16 protein-coding genes are annotated in these 14,916 nt (G+C 63.4%); 13 read left to right on the top strand and 3 right to left on the bottom strand.

Going from position 1 to position 14,916, the window contains the following annotated elements:
- Positions 1–64: 64 nt before the first annotated feature.
- Positions 65–997 (bottom strand): universal stress protein, encoded by a 933-nt coding sequence (locus tag ACREP4_RS14055; RefSeq protein ID WP_431596808.1) that lies wholly within the window; start codon positions 995–997, stop codon positions 65–67.
- 71 nt (positions 998–1,068) lie between these two features.
- On the opposite strand from ACREP4_RS14055, the gene ACREP4_RS14050 reads away from it, so the two are divergent.
- Entirely contained in the window at positions 1,069–1,971 is a 903-nt protein-coding gene (locus tag ACREP4_RS14050) for an NAD-dependent epimerase/dehydratase family protein (RefSeq protein ID WP_431596807.1), read from the top strand.
- A 103-nt stretch (positions 1,972–2,074) separates the two neighbouring features.
- Here the strand turns inward: ACREP4_RS14050 and ACREP4_RS14045 are convergent, their stop codons facing one another.
- Both ACREP4_RS14045 and ACREP4_RS14040 read right to left on the bottom strand, forming a co-directional pair.
- On the bottom strand, positions 2,075–2,554 hold the full coding sequence (locus ACREP4_RS14045; protein WP_431596806.1) for a DUF962 domain-containing protein: 480 nt from the start codon (positions 2,552–2,554) through the stop codon (positions 2,075–2,077).
- Positions 2,555–2,651: 97 nt separating this feature from the next.
- Complete coding sequence (locus ACREP4_RS14040) at positions 2,652–3,578, bottom strand: phosphoribosylaminoimidazolesuccinocarboxamide synthase (protein ID WP_431596805.1); 927 nt, start codon at positions 3,576–3,578, stop codon at positions 2,652–2,654.
- A gap of 149 nt (positions 3,579–3,727) precedes the next feature.
- On the opposite strand from ACREP4_RS14040, the gene ACREP4_RS14035 reads away from it, so the two are divergent.
- From ACREP4_RS14035 to ACREP4_RS13980, 12 genes are all read left to right on the top strand, one after another.
- On the top strand, positions 3,728–4,057 hold the full coding sequence (locus tag ACREP4_RS14035; RefSeq protein WP_431596804.1) for a J domain-containing protein: 330 nt from the start codon (positions 3,728–3,730) through the stop codon (positions 4,055–4,057).
- A gap of 10 nt (positions 4,058–4,067) precedes the next feature.
- A complete protein-coding gene (rpe, locus tag ACREP4_RS14030) occupies positions 4,068–4,742 on the top strand; it encodes a ribulose-phosphate 3-epimerase (RefSeq protein ID WP_431596803.1) in 675 nt (224 codons plus the stop codon).
- Between the two features lie 3 nt (positions 4,743–4,745).
- Positions 4,746–5,237 (top strand): N-acetyltransferase family protein, encoded by a 492-nt coding sequence (locus tag ACREP4_RS14025; protein ID WP_431596802.1) that lies wholly within the window; start codon positions 4,746–4,748, stop codon positions 5,235–5,237.
- A 258-nt stretch (positions 5,238–5,495) separates the two neighbouring features.
- The gene (gene yegS, locus ACREP4_RS14020; protein ID WP_431596801.1) at positions 5,496–6,425 is read left to right on the top strand and encodes a lipid kinase YegS; all 930 of its coding nucleotides are present in this window, start codon (positions 5,496–5,498) and stop codon (positions 6,423–6,425) included.
- 185 nt (positions 6,426–6,610) lie between these two features.
- A complete protein-coding gene (gene trpE / locus ACREP4_RS14015) occupies positions 6,611–8,101 on the top strand; it encodes an anthranilate synthase component I (RefSeq protein WP_431596800.1) in 1,491 nt (496 codons plus the stop codon).
- Between the two features lie 115 nt (positions 8,102–8,216).
- Positions 8,217–10,271 carry an acyltransferase family protein gene (locus ACREP4_RS14010; protein WP_431596799.1) on the top strand — a complete coding sequence of 685 codons (2,055 nt, stop codon included), beginning with the start codon at positions 8,217–8,219 and terminating at the stop codon, positions 10,269–10,271.
- Positions 10,272–10,380: 109 nt separating this feature from the next.
- The gene (locus ACREP4_RS14005) at positions 10,381–10,965 is read left to right on the top strand and encodes an anthranilate synthase component II (protein WP_431596798.1); all 585 of its coding nucleotides are present in this window, start codon (positions 10,381–10,383) and stop codon (positions 10,963–10,965) included.
- The gene (locus tag ACREP4_RS14000; RefSeq protein ID WP_431596797.1) at positions 10,959–11,612 is read left to right on the top strand and encodes a LysE family translocator; all 654 of its coding nucleotides are present in this window, start codon (positions 10,959–10,961) and stop codon (positions 11,610–11,612) included. The genes ACREP4_RS14005 and ACREP4_RS14000 overlap by 7 nt, the downstream gene beginning before the upstream one ends.
- The gene (locus tag ACREP4_RS13995; RefSeq protein WP_431596796.1) at positions 11,609–12,121 is read left to right on the top strand and encodes a DUF1543 domain-containing protein; all 513 of its coding nucleotides are present in this window, start codon (positions 11,609–11,611) and stop codon (positions 12,119–12,121) included. Before ACREP4_RS14000 ends, ACREP4_RS13995 begins: the two co-directional genes overlap by 4 nt.
- A gap of 15 nt (positions 12,122–12,136) precedes the next feature.
- Positions 12,137–13,174: an anthranilate phosphoribosyltransferase gene (trpD, locus tag ACREP4_RS13990; RefSeq protein ID WP_431596795.1), complete on the top strand. Its 1,038-nt coding sequence runs from the start codon at positions 12,137–12,139 to the stop codon at positions 13,172–13,174.
- A gap of 55 nt (positions 13,175–13,229) precedes the next feature.
- Entirely contained in the window at positions 13,230–14,024 is a 795-nt protein-coding gene (gene trpC / locus ACREP4_RS13985) for an indole-3-glycerol phosphate synthase TrpC (RefSeq protein ID WP_431596794.1), read from the top strand.
- On the top strand, positions 14,021–14,743 hold the full coding sequence (locus ACREP4_RS13980; protein WP_431596793.1) for an HAD-IB family phosphatase: 723 nt from the start codon (positions 14,021–14,023) through the stop codon (positions 14,741–14,743). The genes trpC and ACREP4_RS13980 overlap by 4 nt, the downstream gene beginning before the upstream one ends.
- The last annotated feature ends 173 nt before the right edge of the window (positions 14,744–14,916 follow it).

Below are 14,916 nucleotides of genomic sequence, written 5' to 3'. Positions count from 1 at the left end.
GGTCTTGGAGTCTAACAGGCGCTTTTTTACGCCCGCGCGCTTTTTATGAACGGGCCGTTTGGGTTCAGGGCGGCGAGCCAATCACCCCAGTGGCTGCCGCTGCAGAACGTGCATCGCGCACCAATAGCGTGTCTGTTTCCAATGTCTCAACCAGCTGGCGCGCAATGCTGCCGATGAGCAGATTGAACAGTGCGCCGCGTCCGTGTGTGGCCACCACGACCAGTTCCGAACCGGCAGCTTGAGCGTGTTCGCTGACCACGCGGGCCGGGTCGCCGGGCTCGATCACCTTCTGCACATGGGCATCGCCGAGCAAAGCTCGCAGCTCGGCCAGCAAGCCCTGCGCCAGCTCACGCGCATCGGCGCGGGCGTGTTCCTGCATTGCTTGGCGGTCACCGGAAAACAGCAGGCTGCCGGGCGATTCCAGCGCATGCACCAATGACAACTGCAGCGGTGCGCCGAACAAGGCCAGCGCCTGACGCGTCGCATGCTGGGTGCTGTCGGAGAAATCACAGGCCACCGCCAGGTTGCGATACGGCCCACGCACGCGGTCGTGCACGATCAGCACTGGCACGGTGGAATGCCGGGTCAGCCACAACACGGTGGAGCCGAGCATGGGCAACTCGAACAGCGGGTCGCTGGAGATGCCGGTGACAATCAGCCCGCAGCCTTCCTCCTCCGCCAGTTGCAGCGCAGCCCGGCCGACGTGGCCATGGCCGATCCGCACATCCACCACCAAGCCCTCGGCCTGGTCATCCAGCAGACGTTGCAGGCGGCGCTCGGCCAGTTGCCGCGCACGCACGTCATCCAGTGGCGGCGCGGATGACAGCAGGTTGGAGGAAATCTCACCGGCGCCCAGCTCCGGTAGCACCGTTGCCACCACCAACCGCGCGTTCCATTGCCGCGCCAACTGCACCGCACGGGCCAGGGCACGGTCGCAGCGCGCACTCAGGTCGGTGGCGAGCAGGAGGGACGTGGGCGTGGCGGTGGAAAGCGTCATGTCGTCCTCGCGGTTGGCCTCTGGAGTCTACCCACAGCGCAGGCTGCACTTCATCTTCTATCCTATGCGGCATGGATGAGTACGTACGAAATCAGCAAGGACCTCTGCGGGCACTGGTATTTGGTGGCAGCGGGCAGATCGGCGAGCGGTTGTTGACCAACCTGCACGACGCCGGCTGGCAGGTCACCGCCGTCTCCCGGCATGCGCAGCAATCCCGGCCCGGGCTGGAATGGATCTCCGGCGACCTATCGGGTACCTGGCAGGGCGCAGCGGATTTTGATGCGGTTTTCAGCTGCGGGCCGCTGGACCATTTCGCGCGCTGGTTCGCCACCAACGTGATCAAGGCGCCGCGCGTGGTGGCGTTCGGCTCGACCAGCGTGGATGTCAAACGGGATTCCATCGAGCCGGCCGAGCGCGACGTGGCGCGCCGGCTGCGTGAGGCCGAAGCCAGCCTGTTCGCCACCTCGCGCGAACGCGGTGTCGCTGCCACGGTGCTGCGGCCGACGCTGGTCTACGGTGCCGGTCGCGACAAGACACTGAGCATCATTGCCAGCATGGCCCGGCGCAGCGGCGTGTTCGTATTGCCGTTATCGGCCAACGGTCTGCGCCAGCCGGTGCATGTGCAGGATCTGGCGGATGCGGCCATGCAGGTGCTGGCCGCTCCGGCGACGGCCGGTCAGGCCTACGCGCTGGGTGGCGGCGAAGTGTTGGGCTATAGCGAGATGGTGCGACGGGTGCTTGCCGCACTGCAGCCGCGCCCCCGTTTGCTGCGCGTGCCGACAGCGCTGTTCCGCTTGGCCTTGCGGGCTGCGCATGCCACCGGGCGGCTGCATGGCATGAACGCGGAAGCGCTGGCGCGCATGCAGGAGCCATTGGCCTTCGATATCGAACCGGCAAGGCGGGATTTTGGTTACGCGCCGCGCGCTTTCCTGATCGAGGCGGATATGGTTTCCACGCCTGGAAGCACGCCGTAGCTGCGTCGGCTGCGATGCAGCCGCGCAATCCCTGCGCGCGCTGGACAAGCCAAGAGGCAAATCACGCAACCTGGCTTGCCCGGGCTACGGCTTTTCCCGTCCCTCAGTACCGCCAGCCAAATTGCCGGAACAATTTGGCCAGCACCCAGATCGGGCCGATCAGCAAATAGGTCAGGTCGGTCAGAAAGCTGGGGCGGCGGCCTTCGATCTTGTGGCCGATGAACTGCGCGATCCACGCCAGCACGAACACGCCGATGGCGATGCGCAGCAGCATCGGGATGCCGAGGCGATCTTCCAGCAGCCGGCAGACGCAGCCGCTGACGAAGAACAGGATCAGCATGCCGATGCCCAGCGGGCGTGACAGTCGGTTGTAGTAGGCCCAGGTGCCGAACATCGCCAGCGCGGCCCAGATGCCGTGCTGGAACCACGGCAGCAGCGGCGGGATGCACCACAGCAGGGCGATCACGGACCACAGGATGGCCGGGACCGCGACGACGTGGATGGCTTGGTTGGTGCTGTTGCGGTGGTCGCCGGAATAACTCGCGAAATAGCGGTCAACCGGTCGCGCGGTGCTCATGTCCATGGTCCCCTCCCGGGTTGGCTGGCAGAGCATAGCGCGGCTTCCCTACGGACGCGCACGGTGGGCCCGGGCGCGTCCGTGAGGGGATGACTGACGGGCGTCAGTCGATGCTGATGTTGGCCAGCTTTTCCAGCGCTTCGGCGTACTTGGCGCGGGTGCGCTCGATCACTTCAGCCGGCAGTTCCGGGCCCGGGGCGGTCTTGCCCCAGTCCAGCGTTTCCAGGTAATCGCGGATGAACTGCTTGTCGTAGCTCGGCGGGCTGATGCCCACCTGGTACTCGTCGGCCGGCCAGTAGCGCGAGGAATCCGGCGTCAGCATCTCGTCCATGATGTACAGGCGGCCGTCGGCATCGGTGCCGAATTCAAACTTGGTGTCGGCCAGCAGGATGCCGCGCTCGGCCGCGTATTCGGCGGCGAACTTGTAGATGCGCAGCGTTGCATCGCGCACCTTCTCGGCCAGATCCGCGCCCACGGCCTTGACCATCGCGTCGAAGTCGATGTTCTCGTCGTGGTCACCCACGGCGGCCTTGGTGGACGGGGTGAAGATCGCTTCCGGCAGCTTTTCAGCCTGCTGCAGGTCGTTCGGCAGCGGGATGCCGCTGACCTTGCCGGTGCGCTGGTAGTCCTTCCAGCCGCTACCAATCAGGTAGCCGCGGGCGATGGCTTCCACCGGGACCGGCTTGAGCTTCTTGGTCACCACCGCGCGCTTGGCGTACAGGGCCGGGTCCACGCCTTCGGGCAGCACGCTGGCCACATCGATGCCGGTCAGGTGGTTGGGCATCAGGTGCGCGGTCTTGGCGAACCAGAAGTTGGACACCTGGCACAGCATCTCGCCCTTGCCCGGGATCGGGTCGGGCAGCACCACGTCGAACGCCGACAGGCGGTCGGTGGCCACGATCAGCAGGTATTCGCCCGGTGGAGTGCCGGCAGGCAGACGTTCGCGTGGGATATCGAACACATCACGCACCTTGCCGCGGTGGCGCAAGGGCAGGCCGGGAAGATCGGATTGCAACAGCGTGGTTGGCACGGGCACTCCTGGGACTTGGCTGTGAAGCCGCCGGCACGCAGGGACCCTTGGGGCCCGCGGCTGGTCGGCGGGCGGCCTAGTGTAAAGCCGGATCGGGCCGCTGTGGCATAAAATGCAAGGCCCTCCTGCCCAGACCCATTCACCTGCCCATGCGCTGGTACGGAAAATTACTTGGTTTCATCGCCGGAGCCCTGCTTTTCAGGCCCAACCCGTTGTTCGGCGCGGTCATTGGTCTGCTCCTGGGGCACGCCTTCGACAGCGACTGGTTCCGCCTGGGCAAGGACCTGCCTTACCGCGAGCTGGGGGTCACCCGCGACGCGACCGACGCGGAGATCGACCTGGCCTACCGCCGGCTGATGTCCCAATACCACCCCGACAAAGTGGCCGGTGCCGCGCCTGAACTGCGCGAACAGGCCGAAAAGAAGGCCCGGCAGATCAACGCCGCCTACGACCGCATCAAAACTCTGCGCAAACGCTGAAGGTCCTGCCATGTCCAACTGCATCATCGCCCCGTCCATCCTGTCGGCCAATTTCGCCAAGCTGGGCGAAGAGGTGGACAACGTTCTCGCCGCTGGCGCCGATTGGGTCCATTTCGATGTGATGGACAACCATTACGTGCCCAACCTGACCATCGGCCCGATGGTCTGCCAGGCGCTGCGCAAGCACGGCGTGACCGCGCCGATCGACGTGCACCTGATGGTCGAGCCGGTGGATCGCATCGTGCCGGACTTCGCCGAAGCCGGCGCCAGCCTGATCAGCTTCCACCCCGAAGCCAGCCGCCACGTGCACCGCACCATCCAGCTGATCAAGTCGCACGGCTGCAAGGCCGGCCTGGTGTTGAATCCGGGCACGCCGGTGGAAGTGCTGGACTGGGTGCTGGAAGACCTGGACCTGGTGCTGCTGATGTCGGTGAATCCGGGTTTCGGCGGCCAGGCGTTCATTCCGTCCACGCTGGACAAGCTGCGCGCGGTGCGCACGATGATCGACAAGCTCGGCAAGCCGATCACGCTGGAAGTGGACGGCGGCGTGAAGGCCGACAACATCGGCGCCATCGCCGCTGCGGGTGCCGACGCCTTCGTCGCCGGTTCGGCCATTTTCAACGCCCCGAACTACACCGACGTGATCGCCCAGATGCGCGCCAATGTGGCGGCGGCGCGGGGCTGAACCATGGCGGCGCCCGGCATTCTCATTCGTCCTGCCAGCGCCGATGACGCGGGCCTGATCCTGCAGTTCATTCGCGAACTGGCCATCTACGAAAAAGCCGAGTCCTCGGTGCAGACCGACGAGGCTGGCATTCGTGCCAGCCTGTTCGGTGCCGAGGCAAAGGCGCAGGCGCTGGTGTGCGAGCGCGACGGTCAGGCGATTGGCTACGCGGTCTATTTCTACAATTACTCCACCTGGCTGGGCCGCAACGGCATCTACCTGGAAGACCTGTATGTAAGCCCGGAACAGCGCGGCAGCGGCGCCGGCAAGGCACTGCTGCAGCACATCGCAAAGCTGGCGGTGGAGCAGGGCTGTGGCCGCTTCGAGTGGTCGGTGCTGGACTGGAATACGCCTGCCATCGAGTTCTACAAAGCGGCCGGTGCAGTAGCGCAGGACGAATGGACCGTGTATCGCCTGCAGGGCGATGCGTTGCAGAAATTCGCCGCAGGCGAATGAGCTGTAGTGCCGAGCCATGCTCGGCAGAGGCCTTGCCGGTAAAGCTCAAGTCGAGCATCGCTCGGCGCTACAGGTGGAGCAAAAAAAGCCGCAGTGTCGCCACTGCGGCCGGGGAATTCATTCGGAGGCTGATCCTGCCTCCATCCGTCGTCCTTGCTATGGCCTTCAATTCTCCGCAGGTTCCATGACGGCTGTGTGACATTCACCGGCAGCCCAGCACGCACTTGTTAGCCTGCGCGTCCCGTTACGGAGAACTGCATGGGCAATGCACTTTGGTATTTGATCCTCAACGGCAAATCCGCAGGCGATGACGCCGTGCGCGATGCAGTTGCAGACATTCGGCAACGCGGGCAGTCGCTGGCAGTGCGGGTGACGTGGGAGGCCGGCGATGCAGAGCGCTATGTGCGCGAGGCCATCGCTGCGGATGCGGCGGTGATCGTGGCCGGTGGTGGCGATGGCACCTTGAGCGAAGTGGCCGAGGCGCTGGCGCATACCGGCCAGGAGGCGAGCAGCTTGCCGACGTTGGCATTGTTGCCGCTCGGCACGGCCAATGATTTCGCCACCGCCGCCGGTATCCCCGATGCGCCGCTGGCGGCATTGGAACTGGTTTCCCGTTCACCCGCGCCGCTGATCGATCTGCTGAAAGTCGACGGCGATGGCCGCGTGCATTGGTGTGCCAACCTCGCCAGCGGCGGCTTCGGCACCGAAGTCACGGTGGAAACGCACGATGGTTTGAAGAAGATGCTCGGCGGGTTGGCCTATGTCATCACCGGCATCTCGCGGCTGGGCAGGATCGAGCCGATCCGCGCCCGCATCCACGGTGAAGGCTTCCAGTGGGAAGGCGGCTTCATTGCGCTGGGGATTGGCAACGGGCGGCAGGCCGGCGGCGGTCAGGTGCTGTGCCCGGATGCGCTGCTGGACGACGGGCGGTTGGATCTGACTATCGTTCCTGAGCTGTCAGGCGAGGTGATGTCGACCCTCGGCACCCTGTTCAGCGAAGGCAAGCATGCGGCGCTGGAACAGGTGGCGGTGCGTGGCCGCTTGGCTGAACTGTGGATCGAGGCCGAGCAGCCGATGACCCTGAATCTGGACGGTGAACCGCTGCAGGCGCGCCGCTTCCATGTGTGTTGCACGCCCGGACGGGTACGCATGCATCTGCCGGCTGGAACGGCCCTGCTCGGCGGCTGAATCGTTGCCGCTGCAAGCAATTGCCGATGTTGCGAGTGCACACTGGCTGGCGATCTTGCGGTAGAGTTGCGCGGTGCCCATTCTGACGACCAAGCGTTCCCTTTCTTCCGCTCGCCGCTGGTGGCGATGGTGGCCCGTTGCCGTCGTCCGTACCGCCACCGTCGATTCCCGGAAGGAAAGCCGTCTTGATCACGCAAGAGCAGTTCCAGCAGCTGGCCGCTGAAGGCCACACCGCACACCCGCATAATTTCGTACCTGTCGTCCGCGAAGTGCTGTCCGACCTGGACACGCCGCTTTCGGTTTATCTGAAGCTCGCCGACGGCCCGTATACCTACCTGTTTGAATCCGTCGAAGGCGGCGAGCGCTTCGGCCGCTATTCCATCATCGGCCTGCCCGCGCGCCGCATCTACAGCTTCCGTGGCCACACGCTGGAAGTCAGCGAGCTGGGCGAAGTGGTCGAGCGCCGCGAAGTGGCCGATCCGCTGGCCGAAGTGGAAGTGCTGCGCAAGCAGTACTCGGTGCCGCAGCTGGAGGGTTTGCCCGGCTTCACCGGCGGTCTGGTCGGCTGGTTTGGCTTTGAGTGCATCCAGTACATCGAGCCGCATCTGGGCGCGGGCGATAAGCCCGACGAACTCGGCACGCCCGACATCCTGTTGATGCTGTCCGAAGAGCTGGCGGTGTTCGACAACCTCAAGGGCCGTTTGTACCTGATCGTGCACGCCGATCCGTCGCAGCCGCAGGCGTGGGCGCGCGCAAATCGTCGCCTGGATGAGCTGGCGCATCGGCTGCGTCAGGGCGGTGCCGGTTATCCGCAGTCGCAGGTGTCCGATGCCATCGACGAGCAGGATTTCCAGTCCTCGTTCACCCGCGAGGAATATCACGCGGTGGTGCGCAAGGCGCAGGATTACGTGCGTGCCGGCGACATCTTTCAGGTGGTGCCGAGCCAGCGTCTGCGCGTGCCGTTCCGTGCGCGACCGATCGATGTGTACCGCGCGCTGCGTGCGTTGAATCCGTCGCCGTACATGTACTTCATCGATGTGGGCGGCACCCAGGTGGTCGGTTCGTCGCCGGAAATCCTGGCGCGTCTGCGCGATGGCATTGTCACTGTGCGTCCGATCGCCGGCACCCGTCCGCGCGGTGCCACGCCGGAGCTGGACAAGGCGCTGGAAGCCGAGCTGCTGGCTGATCCGAAGGAGCGCGCCGAGCACGTGATGCTGATCGACCTCGGCCGCAACGATGTCGGCCGCGTCGCAGAACCGGGCACGGTGAAGGTAGGCGAACAGTTCGTGATCGAACGCTACAGCCACGTCATGCATATCGTCAGCGAAGTTACTGGCACGCTGAAGGCCGGCCTGAGCTATAGCGATGTGATGCGCGCAACCTTCCCGGCTGGCACGGTCAGCGGTGCGCCGAAGATCCGCGCGCTGGAAATCATCCGCGAGCTGGAGCCGGTCAAGCGCAACGTGTACTCCGGCGCGGTCGGCTACATCGGTTGGAACGGCGATGCCGATACCGCCATCGCCATCCGCACCGCAGTGATCCAGGACGGTTACCTGTACGTGCAGGCCGGCGGCGGCGTGGTCTACGACTCCGACCCCGATGCCGAATGGCAGGAAACCATGAACAAGGGCCGCGCGCTGTTCCGTGCGGTGGCGCAGGCGGCGAAGGGATTGTGAGCGCTGTTCGTTCACCAGGAGACGTTGCGTTTGAATAACGTAGCCTACGTTGAGCCAAAGCCCGGCAAGTGGCCTTATGCCGATCTGATTCATATGGACTTGATCATTGTCTCCAATGAAAATTGATAATTTTAAATACATGCCGCATATCGACGGGCTCCGCTGCGTCGCGGTCATGGCCGTTCTGCTGTTCCACTTCGGCGTTCCGGGGCTGGGTGGCGGTTATGTTGGCGTAGACATTTTTTTTGTGATCAGCGGTTATCTGATCAGTTCGATCATCATTGGCGAGATGGTCAGTACCGGCGGCTTCAACTTCTGGAACTTCTACGCACGCCGAGTGAGGCGGATCCTGCCGGCTTTGATTGCCACGCTGGTGGTCACATCGGTCTTTTCCTGGTTGATCCTGACTCCGGCCGACCTGGTGGCCTATGGGAAGTCGCTGGTGGCGTCGACCATTTCGCTGTCCAACCTGCAGTTTTGGTCGGAAAGCGGGTACTTCGATACTGCCTCACAGACAAAGCCGCTGCTACATACTTGGTCACTCAGTGTTGAAGAGCAGTTCTACCTGGTCTGGCCGGCGCTGCTCTATCTGTGCCATCGCTTCTTCGGAAGGCGAGGGCTGTTCTGGGGCATTCTCGCAGCCGGTCTGCTGAGCTTTTTCGCAAATTTCCTAGCTGTCGCCATGCAGGACATCGGCTACAAGTCGGATCTCTTCTTTCTTCCGCAATTCCGAGTGTTCGAATTTGCCATCGGAGCGCTGGGCTTCTATGTAGTCAGGAGGCTGCCGCCTTCCCGCCCAGTACAGGAAGGCATGCTGGTAGTGGGCATCGGTTTGATCGTGTACTCGATCGTGACGCTGGAAGAGGGCGACGTATTTCCGTACGTCAATGCGATCGCTCCCTGTGTAGGTACTTTGCTGCTGATCGCTGCCCGGGACGCGAGTGGGGCCAAGCTCCTGCTGAGCAATCCGGCGGCTGTCTGGATTGGCAGGATCAGCTATTCGCTGTACCTCACCCACTGGCCGGTGGTGGTGTTCGCGGGGCAGTACATGGCAACAGACCACTGGGGAGTGCGGCTTGCGGTGATGGGTGTACTGTCGCTTCTCACCGCAATTCCGCTGCACTATTGGGTTGAAGTTCGTTTCCGTCATTCCGGACGTCTGGCGGTCGGTGGTGGTCCAGTGGGGCGTACGCTCGCTGCGGCCATATCGTGTTGCGCATTGGGCGCCGCATTCCTGATTTCCGACGGCATGACCTGGCGCTACCGGTACTTCACCCCAGGCGTGATTGACTACAGTGAGCATGCTCATGGCACGCCCGCAGCGCAGGCTTCGGACAAATCTACCGAGGTGGTGCCTGCGAATACGGCCCCCTTCCGGCCGTTGGGAGCTGCAGAGATCGAGGCTGGAAAAGCGAAGCGTTTCGAAAAGCTAGCCACTGCTTGCAACATCGAATTGTTGGATGACACCTCACGCTGTTTCATGGACAGGCCGACCCAGGTATTGCTGTTCGGCAATTCTCACGAGCCTGACGCCTTCAATGCGTTCGATGAGATCTACGGCAAGGATTCGCGCGTCAACTTGATCAACTTCGGAACCGTCAATGACTGCGAAGTGGCCTTGGGGAGAAACTCGATTGCATCGACCTCATCGCAGTTGGCATGTGACAAGCGATTCGCAGTGCTGAACAGTGATCGCTTGATCCAGGAGTTGGATGTGCTGGTATTCAACACTCACCAGGGGTTCGATGCCATTGCACTGGATCTGTGGAAAATCCTTGAGATCATTAAGAAGAGGAATCCGTCCATCCGGGTCGTGGCGATCGGCTCCTACCTGCAGACCAATACGGATTGTGCAACGTTGTACAACCGATACCACACCTACGACGCTTGTAGGCGTCCGGAGTTCGTTAACTACACCAACATGGACGAGCGAGCGAAGTCGCCAATTCCGCAGGTGCACTCGCTTGATTACCTGTACATCAGTAAGTACGAGCTGATGTGTGGGGGCGCCGACTTGGCCAAGTGCGCGGTGCAGGCCGATGGCGAACCCGCTTTCTACGATCAGCATCATCTGTCGTGGAGCTTTGCGCGATACATGGGGCGCAGGTTGGCGGCGGACCATGCAAGAGAGCTCGCTACGGCAGGTCTCCCGGTTCCGGCTAGCGAATGATGATGCGATGACGTGGCCGACGTTTTCTCGGCCAAGGAAATATGGCCCATTACGACGGCTTCAGATCGCGCGGCGATTGAGATCCAAATAGAGCGACAAGGGAAATAACATGCTGTTGATGATCGACAACTACGACAGCTTCACCTTCAACCTTGTGCAGTACCTGCAGATGCTGGGTGCCGAGGTGAAGGTGGTGCGCAATGACGCGATGAGCGTGGCTGAAATCGCTGCGCTGAAGCCTTCGCACATCGTGATTTCGCCGGGCCCGAAAACGCCCAACGAAGCTGGTGTGTCGCTGGAGGTGATTCGCCAGCTCGGCCCGACCATTCCACTGTTTGGTGTGTGTTTGGGCCACCAGAGCATCGGCCAGGTCTATGGCGGTGATGTGATTCGCGCCAGCAACATCATGCACGGCAAAGTCTCGCCGATTCGGCATGAAGGCAAGGGCGTGTTTGCCGGTCTTCCGGATCGCTATGACGCCACGCGTTATCACTCCTTGGTGGTGGACAAGAGCACCTTGCCGGCCGCGTTGGAGATCACCGCCTGGACCGAGAACCCCGATGGTTCGATGGAAGAAATCATGGGCCTGCGTCACCGTGAATTCCCGGTGGAAGGCGTGCAGTTCCATCCCGAATCCATCCTCACCCAGCACGGTCACGCGTTGATGAAGAACTTCCTGGAGCGGACGTGCTGATCGAGCCGTCGCAGCTGCTGTTGTTCATGGTCGCCGGTTGGGTGTTGAACCTGACGCCGGGCCCGGACGTGCTGTACGTCGTCAGTCGCACGCTGCGTAGCGGGCGTCGTGCCGGCTTCACCGCCGTTGCCGGCATCATCACCGGTTGTCTGGTGCACGTCACATTGGCGTCGCTGGGGCTGGGCATGTTGCTGGCGACATCGGCCACGTTGTTCACCGCGATCAAGTGGATCGGCGCGGCCTATCTGTTGTGGGTCGGCGTGCGCCTGCTGTGCAATCCCGGCGCACCGGCCACGTTGCAGGACGGTGTTGATGCTGCCAACAACCCGGCCGGAACGGGATGGCAGATATTCGCCGGTGGTTTCCTCACCAACGTGCTGAACCCGAAAGTGATGTTGTTCTTCCTCGCCTTCCTGCCGCAGTTCATTGCGCCGTCGGTGCAGAACAAGACGCTGGCGTTCGCGATGTTGGGCATCGTGTTCACCTTCAACGGCTTGCCAGTCAATGCGGTCTACGTGTTGCTGGCTGATCGCATGCGCACCAGTCGCTGGGCTGCGCGCGGCATGCAATGGCTGGATCGCGTCGCCGGCGTGTTGTTCATCGGCTTCGGCCTGCGCCTGGCGCTGACCGCGAGGGCGGTGCCATGAGTCACGCGGATCTGCGTCTGTTCGTGGTGATGCTCGGTGGCCGCCATGCGCGCGCCAATACCGAAGTGCACGACGTGGTGTTCGCGGTGGCACCCAGCATCGAACAGACCTACGCGCAGTTGCGCGAGCAGTGGTTTGGCGAAGCGGCGGGGCTGCATCTGGATTCGTGGATGACCGTTGATGGCGTCGAACAGTGGCAGGTGCGGCTGTCCGATGCGGTGCCGGCGGAGGGCTCGCCCACGCTGTACTTCGTCAACCTTGGCGGCTACCTGCCCGGTGCATTCGGCGAAGACCATCGCTATCTGCTGGTGGTCGCCGACGATGCTGTCGAAGCCAAGCGCAAGGCGCTGCTGCAGGCGCAGGCGGAGTGGATCAAGCCACACCGTGATGCGTTGCTGGAAGTGGACAGTTGCCTGCCGCTCGGCCCCATCGGTGGCCTGCATGTGCAGCTGATTCCCGGCGCGCATGCCGGCATCAGCAGCCAGAGCGATTACATCGTTATTTCCTGAGTTATCGGAGTTGTCATGACCATCACCGCGCAGGAAGCCCTGCAACGCACCATCGAGCACCGCGAAATCTTCTTCGACGAGATGGTCGATCTGATGCGGCAGATCATGCGTGGCGAAGTCTCGCCGACCATGACCGCCGCCATCCTCACCGGCTTGCGCGTGAAGAAGGAAACCGTTGGTGAGATCGCCGGCGCGGCCACGGTGATGCGCGAATTCGCGTTGCCGGTGGCGGTTGCGGACAAGCGCCATCTGGTCGATATCGTCGGCACCGGCGGTGACGGCTCGCACACCTTCAATATTTCCACCTGCTCGATGTTCGTGGTGGCAGCGGCCGGGGCCAAAGTGGCCAAGCACGGCAACCGCAGTGTGTCGTCCAAGTCGGGCAGCGCCGATGCGGTGGAAGCGTTGGGAGCGGTGATCGAACTCGGGCCGGAGCAGGTGGCGCGCGCCATCGAACAGACTGGCATCGGCTTCATGTTCGCGCCCATGCACCATCCGGCGATGAAAGTGGTGGCGCCGGTACGTCGCGAAATGGGCGTGCGCACCATCTTCAACATCCTTGGCCCGCTGACCAATCCGGTTGGCGCCACCAATATCCTGATGGGCGTGTTCCATGCGGATCTGGTCGGCATCCAGGCGCGTGTGCTGCGCGAGCTGGGCGCCGAGCGTGCGCTGGTGGTGTGGGGCCGCGACAACATGGATGAGATCTCGCTGGGCGCGGGCACGTTGGTCGGCGAGCTGCGCGACGGCAAGGTGCGCGAATACGAAATCCATCCGGAGGACTTCGGCATCGCCATGTCGGCCAGTCGCAATCTCAAGGTGGAAAATCCGGAAGAATCCATCGCCATGTTGCGCAGCGTGCTCGACAACGTGCCCGGCCCGGCCAACGATATCGTCGCGCTCAACGCCGGCGCTGCGCTGTACGTGGCGGGCGTGGCCGACAGCATCGCCGATGGCCTGGCGCGCGCCCGCGCGGTCATCGCCGATGGCAGCGCGCGTGCCCGCATGCAGCAGTACGTCGACACCAGCCGTGCGCTGGCCGGCACCGTTTGACCATTCCCTCCCGATCACTCGCGCAAGCAACGCCCGTCTTCCAGGAAGCAGAATCATGAGCGACATCCTCAACACCATCCTCGCCCGCAAAGTGCAGGAGGTTGCCGAGCGCAGCGCCCGTGTGCCGCTGGCTGAGCTGAAGGCACGCGTGGCCGATGCCTCGCCGGTGCGCGGTTTCGCCAATGCGCTGCAGGCGGCCATCGCCAACGGCGACCCGGCGGTGATTGCCGAAGTCAAAAAAGCCAGCCCGTCCAAGGGTGTGATCCGCCCGGATTTCCGCCCGGCCGAGATCGCGGTGAGTTACGAGTTCGGCGGCGCCAGCTGCCTGTCGGTGCTGACCGACGTGGATTTCTTCCAGGGCGCCGATGCGTACCTGCAGCAGGCGCGCGAGGCCTGCACCTTGCCGGTGCTGCGCAAGGATTTCGTCATCGACCCGTACCAGGTGGTTGAAGCGCGCGTGCTCGGCGCTGACTGCATCCTGCTGATCGTCTCGGCACTGGACGACCGCCAGCTGGCCGAGTTGTCCGACCTGGCCATGCAGCTGGGCATGGACGTGCTGGTCGAAGTGCACGACATCGACGAGCTGGAGCGCGCCATCCAGGTGCCGGTGCCGCTGGTGGGCATCAACAACCGCAACCTGCGCACCTTCGAGGTGTCGTTGGAGACCACCTTGTCGATGAAGGACGCCGTGCCGCGCGACCGGTTGCTGGTCACCGAAAGCGGCATTCTCGGTGCGGCCGATGTCAAAACCATGCGCGATGCCGGCGTCAACGCTTTCCTGGTTGGCGAAGCCTTCATGCGTGTGGAGGAGCCAGGCGAGGGCCTGCGTCAGCTATTCTTCCCGGTATGACTGATTCCTACCCTGTACCCAAGGACGACGCGCAACTGGTCGTCTTCGACTTCGATCACACGCTCTACGACGGTGATTCGGGCAGCCATCTGTTTGCGTGGCTGATCAAGCGCAACCCGCTGCGGATACTGGCGGCGCTGCTCATCACCCCGTTGTTCGGGCCGTTGGTGGCGATGCTGCCGACCCGCCGTTTTGGCATTTCCGGCTACGTGTGGATTGCGACGTTCGGCCTGCACAAGGCGCGCGAGTTCAACAGCATCATCGACCAGTACGTGCTCAAGCACGAGCCGGAGATCCGCAGCAAGCTGTTGCCGCACGCATTGGAAGTATTTGCCGGGCACCGCAAGGCGGGTGACCGCGTGATCGTGGCCACCGGCGCACCGCCGGAGCTGGCCCGCGCCATCCTGGCTTTCGTCGCCCAACAGGGCGTGCCGGTGATCGGCAGCGAAGTCGGCCCGCGTCTGGGCGCGGTGGGGGCCACCCGTCACTGCCACAACGAAGAGAAGATGCGCATGCTGCGCGAGCGCGGCTATGGCGACATCGCCATAGCCTATTCCGACAGCACCGCCGACCTGCCGCTGCTCAAGGCGGCGAAGGCGCCGGTCGTGGTCAACCCCAAGCGCTCACGCGTGGAGTACTTCGGCAAGGTACTGCCGGCCGGCACCCCGATCCTCAACTGGGGCTGCGCAGGCCGCGGCGGCGATCCGCTGCCGAAGTGACGAGCAATGAGAAGCTCCCTTCTCCCGCTAGCGGGAGAAGGTGCCCGAAGGGCGGATGAGGGCGGCTTTTGACGTTGCTTGCTTATAAGCTTCCCCTCACCCCAACCCCTCTCCCGCACGCGGGAGAGGGGCTAATGACGAGTCGCAGTTCGATGGGCAACTCCCTTCTCCCG

Origin of the sequence: Stenotrophomonas sp. (genome assembly GCF_050737575.1) — a bacterium.
Taxonomy (GTDB): Bacteria; Pseudomonadota; Gammaproteobacteria; order Xanthomonadales; family Xanthomonadaceae; genus Stenotrophomonas.
This window is presented reverse-complemented; position numbering and strand designations above follow the sequence as displayed.